At 55.4% G+C, this 4,505-nt stretch carries 7 protein-coding genes and 1 pseudogene; 3 read left to right on the top strand and 5 right to left on the bottom strand.

Annotation, left to right across the window (positions count from 1 at the left end):
- From AACY45_RS26855 to AACY45_RS26865, 3 genes and pseudogenes are all read left to right on the top strand, one after another.
- Window positions 1-284, top strand: a pseudogene (locus AACY45_RS26855) (DUF2931 family protein); the annotation flags it as partial.
- Between the two features lie 36 nt (window positions 285-320).
- Window positions 321-635, top strand: a complete 315-nt coding sequence (locus AACY45_RS26860; RefSeq protein WP_339548454.1) for a hypothetical protein — start codon at window positions 321-323, stop codon at window positions 633-635.
- A complete protein-coding gene (locus tag AACY45_RS26865) occupies window positions 628-1,281 on the top strand; it encodes a DUF2931 family protein (protein WP_339548456.1) in 654 nt (217 codons plus the stop codon). The genes AACY45_RS26860 and AACY45_RS26865 overlap by 8 nt, the downstream gene beginning before the upstream one ends.
- A 98-nt stretch (window positions 1,282-1,379) precedes the next feature.
- Here the strand turns inward: AACY45_RS26865 and AACY45_RS26870 are convergent, their stop codons facing one another.
- The 5 genes from AACY45_RS26870 to AACY45_RS26890 all read right to left on the bottom strand — a co-directional run.
- Entirely contained in the window at window positions 1,380-2,003 is a 624-nt protein-coding gene (locus AACY45_RS26870) for a glutathione S-transferase family protein (protein ID WP_339548457.1), read from the bottom strand.
- A 219-nt stretch (window positions 2,004-2,222) separates the two neighbouring features.
- Window positions 2,223-2,792, bottom strand: coding sequence for a DJ-1/PfpI family protein (locus AACY45_RS26875; protein ID WP_339548459.1), 570 nt, complete (start codon window positions 2,790-2,792; stop codon window positions 2,223-2,225).
- Window positions 2,793-3,013: 221 nt separating this feature from the next.
- Window positions 3,014-3,418: a hypothetical protein gene (locus AACY45_RS26880; protein ID WP_339548461.1), complete on the bottom strand. Its 405-nt coding sequence runs from the start codon at window positions 3,416-3,418 to the stop codon at window positions 3,014-3,016.
- Window positions 3,419-3,551: 133 nt separating this feature from the next.
- Window positions 3,552-4,316, bottom strand: coding sequence for a DUF6630 family protein (locus AACY45_RS26885; protein WP_339548462.1), 765 nt, complete (start codon window positions 4,314-4,316; stop codon window positions 3,552-3,554).
- A gap of 7 nt (window positions 4,317-4,323) precedes the next feature.
- Window positions 4,324-4,505: oligopeptide/dipeptide ABC transporter ATP-binding protein (locus AACY45_RS26890; RefSeq protein ID WP_339548463.1), on the bottom strand; the 182-nt coding region annotated here is incomplete at its 5' end.

The following is a 4,505-nucleotide window of genomic DNA, read 5'->3' on the forward strand; positions in this document are numbered from 1 at the left end:
CTCGAGAGGTCATGCGCAAGGGGGAGAACGTGTTCTGCGCGGCCGATGGGAAATGGATCACTGGCTATCGTGATTCGATCGGCATAAGGCTGGTCCCCGGAGGTATCGCCAGAGTCTGGGTAGGCGGTCCCTGCATGACACCGATCGAGGTCACTACGGTAAAAGCCGTGATTGATCCGCGCGGCCCGTATGAAGGTAAGTCTGGTGGTCACCACCGGCCTCTTTCAGCGGTTTCCAAAGCCTATGTCGAGAAGTTTGGTGTGCCGTACGACTCTTGGAAGTAGGTCAGTACTGACCCTTTAAGTATCCTGGATTTGTCCTTGATCTACTTTCGGATCATGCGCGAACTGGCCGTGGAAAATGGAGTGCCTTTTCGACAGATCCCCGAAAAAAATCCGCGACTTGCGTTACCCGCGGACCTCGTTCCCATCTGCAAAAAACTGATGGCCTACGCTCAGGGGAAAAGCAAAACAACAGGGCTGACTCCGCAGGAGGAGGCACTGCTGTTCCAGCGTTATGTTCATATCTCCGATAACTGGAACGCCGCAAAAAACCGTAACAATAGCGACCTGAACATCGTCTTCATTAATCGACCAGACGAAAACTCTGTGCGCACGGTGCATCCTAATGAGTAATTTTATCCGTATCGTTCTTAGCGTTTTCCTGCTCAGTGGCTGCACATTCGCCAGCAGCCAGTCAATGCCTTACAAATCCTGGTACCTGGGGTTCTCGGCTCCTGACTACATGGAAGTCTGGATCGAAACAGCCGATGTGGTCGATATTCAAGACCACATCTACCCACGTGCGATGAGTGGCACCGCGTCAATACTAACTCCCCCCAACAACTCCGGTGATCCACATGGCTGGCCGAAAAGAGCTGGCATCGGTAAAGGTAAAAACGTAACAGGGGCTGACTTGCCCAAACAGCTCTATGTCCGCTGGCAATCGCTGGTCGAACCGCAAACCTACCTGATGGTGATAAAAATCCCCGAAGCCACTCGAGAGGTCATGCGCAAGGGGGAGAACGTGTTCTGCGCGGCCGATGGGAAATGGATCACTGGCTATCGTGATTCGATCGGCATAAGGCTGGTCCCCGGAGGTATCGCCAGAGTCTGGGTAGGCGGCCCCTGCATGACACCGATCGAGGTCACTACGGTAAAAGCCGTAATTGATCCGCGCGGCCCGTATGAAGGTAAGTCTGGTGGTGAGTACGACTCACTCTCTGATGTATCCCAAGCCTATGTCGAGAAGTTTGGTGTGCCGTACGACTCTTGGAAGTAGGTCAGTACTAGCCCTTTAAGTATCCTGGATTTGTCCTTGATCTACTTTCGGATCATGCGCGAACTGGCCGTGGAAAATGGAGTAGAGGGGACCTCCTGTCATGGCGTGCCGTTTCTTCCGTGCTGGCGGTAGGCAGGTCGCAGAGTCAACCGTTCGTAATAGGCACGCACGGCAGGTAAGTTCGGATGAGCGAGCGGTGTTTCAAACCACCTATTCACCGACAGACCTATCGGTATGTCTGCCAGAGTAAATGCGTTGCCGCTGATGTAGGCCCCTGTTGATTCTAGCTGTCGATCCAGGATCTCCATGTGCCTCGCCCATTGATCGCAAGAGGCCGCCAACACGTTGCCGTCTTGATGCGCCGGCGACTGCCTGACCAACGACATGAAGGCATATATCCACGATTTATTGAGGTCCGCTGCTTGCCAATCTATCCATTGGTCCACTCGTGCCCTGGCTCTCGATTGAACTGGATAGAGAAGAGTTGCGTCATAGTGGGAAGCCAGGTACCGAATGATCGTATTGGACTCCCACAGCACGAAGTCGCCGTCCTTGATCACCGGCACCATGGCATTGGGGTTCATCGAAATGAACTCGGGCGTGCACGTAGACCTGAAGCCAGAACCCCAATCCTCTTGTTCAAAGGGTATTCCGATCTCAGCACATGCCCAGAGTACCTTTCGCACATTGATTGACGATGCTTTACCCAGAATTTGCAGCATTCCATGTCCTTTTAGTTTGGGCTGTCGAGCTGTATGAATCCTTTTAACTTTGCCGTTGCAGGCCTGTAAAGGGGACAGCTTTACGTTTCCGGAAAATAGATCTGTCCCTCTACTGGGTTGATTCAGATAAAACGCGTCATCCTTGACGTCCATCGCGAGCAGGCTCGCTCCTACAGGGTTCGGTGTCGTCACACATTTGTGTTGTGCATGTACGGTATCTCACCGATGTTCCGCGGCCAACATGGCCCTGAACTGCGCAATGCTCTGCGAAGACAGCCCGGCAGCGTCGAACACGGCGCAGGTGAAACTGACGGGGGCCGGGCCGGGGGCCGTAATGATGCGGTCCGCAATCACCGCTACCGGACTGTTTCGATAAAGCGAGTGCCCCGCGTAACCTTGGGCATTGTCTTGCAGGAAGTCAGGGCTGTTCGAGGTATGAGGCACTGTGTCGAGAAGCCCGGCTCTGGCCAGCGCCAGGGTCCCCCCACAGATACCGGCAATGGTCGCTCCACGTGAACGACTGGCCTGAAGAAAGTCTGAAATGTCCGGTGCATGGGCACCTTCCCAGGCCGTTCCGCCAATGACGACCACAACTTCCGGTTGCCAGTCCAGGCACTGCTGCAGACCGCTATCGACGGTGACAGCCAATCCGCCCTGGGAGTGGAACTGCCCCGTAGTCGGCGCGAAAAAGCGGACGTCGATCCCGTAAAACGGCGACGCGGTTCCAGCAATGAATGCATATTCCCAGTCTGCAAAACCGGGTGTCAGTATCAAACTTACGCGTGCCATCAGTCAGTATCCTCCATGAAAGCCGACAATCTAGGGCGTCAGCAAACAGACATCAAGCACGGTAATGAGGGCGGGCGGTCGTAGTGACCCCAGCAGTAAGGTCACTCGCGGTGTACGAACAGTCATGTCGCAAACACCGCGGATTGGCTGCTGTGCTTCGGCAGTACACCCTTGCTGGCGTATCTGCATTCAGATTCATTCAGGAGGAGTACCCAGATCAATCACTTGATGCTGAAGCTGATGGTGTATGGCACAGCCTCACCGCGTCTGGCTGAGGCGCGCATCTGAAAAACCTGCACGGTGTACTTGCCCGACGCCGGTAGCGCTCCAGTCCAGTCCGAGCCAACCCCGCCACTGCCTAGGGCACTGGACTGGCCCGGTTGGTCGCCGGGGGAGAATACGTTGAAGTTCGCATTGTGACTGCCGGAGATCTGCACAGTCATACGTTGGCCGGACATCGCCGACAAGGTGTACTGGACAGTGTCAAAGCCCTTGAGTTTACCGTTGACCTGGGCACTGTTGGCGCCTTTGGCAAAGCTGACCGGTACAGTGGTCACCTTGTCAGCAGCCCAGCACACAGAAGACGTGAGTGTGAGCACCAAGCCGCAAATCATCGCTTTATTCATGAGCGTTCCTTTGACCCTGAGGGGAGGTTTTCCTGGGAGTCGGGTTGCAAGGGCATCGACGATGCACCAGCAACTCAGCGACCGTTGATGGCACCGACTTAAGGCTCGCGATTATTTCCGCCAGTCGCCATCGCTAGAAGTGCTCAAGGCTGACGTTGATTCCAGCTCGTCCAGCCAGCCCAATGATTTCTTCCAGCCTGTCAGTGTCAACAATCACACCGTCGTAATTGTCACTTCCACAGTCCAGGTGAAGATAACGTTTACCGAACTGCGCCAGCCACTGATCAAAGTTGCCGAGAACCTCTGGCATCGATGACGCGCCTTCCCTCACGTAAGCGTAGGGTGCTTGCAAACCACTGGCGCTGACCAGATAGGGCGCTTGATACTCAAACACGTCATAACCCTGCCAATCCACGCTAAGGAGCACGAGGCTTTCCAGTTTTTGTCCCGTTGAGTCATTCACAAACCCTTCCGCGAGGGCACTGGCGGCGTCATCTCCCATCGCGTATCTGCGCATAACGCGCCTGACCAGTCTGGCGCCCTCTTTTTCCGGAATGACCGCTACCAGCGCTTGGGCAAAAACCTCGAGTGCTTTTTTCTGGGCGGGATCGCTTCGCTCGGGTCGCAGTTCTTTCATGATGGCTGAAGCGCTGAGGTTGGTTTCCTCAGGGGGAGGCATGGTAAAGCGTCCACCAAACAACCGATCTAAAAAGCCCATGGTTAAGCCCGTCCCTGTGATGCATTGAGGAAGACCCTGTAGTTGCGGTCTCGCGTCCGGAATCGCCATTGAGCTTACTGCCTGAGGGTCAAATTTGTCGATCTGCTGCTTTTTCTGGCGAAGCGGATCCGATTCGATCGTGCGCTTCTGCGCAGAAACTGCCCTGTATCGAACGCCCACTTGTGGCTCAGTCGCTGATGTCTTCCGCGTAGTGACACGCCACCTGCCGGCTGTCGAGCAAACGCAGGGCCGGCTCTTCGTTGCTGCAGCGCTCGGTGGCGTACGGGCAGCGTTTGTGGAAGGCGCAGCCGGGCGGTGGGTTGAGCGGGTTGGGCAGTTCGCCGACGATCTTGATTTTCGGCTTGTCCG

The organism is Pseudomonas sp. RA_35y_Pfl2_P32, assembly GCF_963970735.1.
In the GTDB taxonomy this organism is placed as follows: Bacteria; Pseudomonadota; Gammaproteobacteria; order Pseudomonadales; family Pseudomonadaceae; genus Aquipseudomonas.

What these genes read in the sequence shown, in the direction of transcription:
- AACY45_RS26865 (WP_339548456.1), top strand. Translation starts at nt 628, where the DNA reads ATGAGTAATTTTATCCGTATCGTTCTTAGCGTTTTCCTGCTCAGTGGC.
- AACY45_RS26870 (WP_339548457.1), bottom strand. Translation starts at nt 2,003, where the DNA reads ATGCTGCAAATTCTGGGTAAAGCATCGTCAATCAATGTGCGAAAGGTA.
- AACY45_RS26875 (WP_339548459.1), bottom strand. Translation starts at nt 2,792, where the DNA reads ATGGCACGCGTAAGTTTGATACTGACACCCGGTTTTGCAGACTGGGAA.
- AACY45_RS26880 (WP_339548461.1), bottom strand. Translation starts at nt 3,418, where the DNA reads ATGAATAAAGCGATGATTTGCGGCTTGGTGCTCACACTCACGTCTTCT.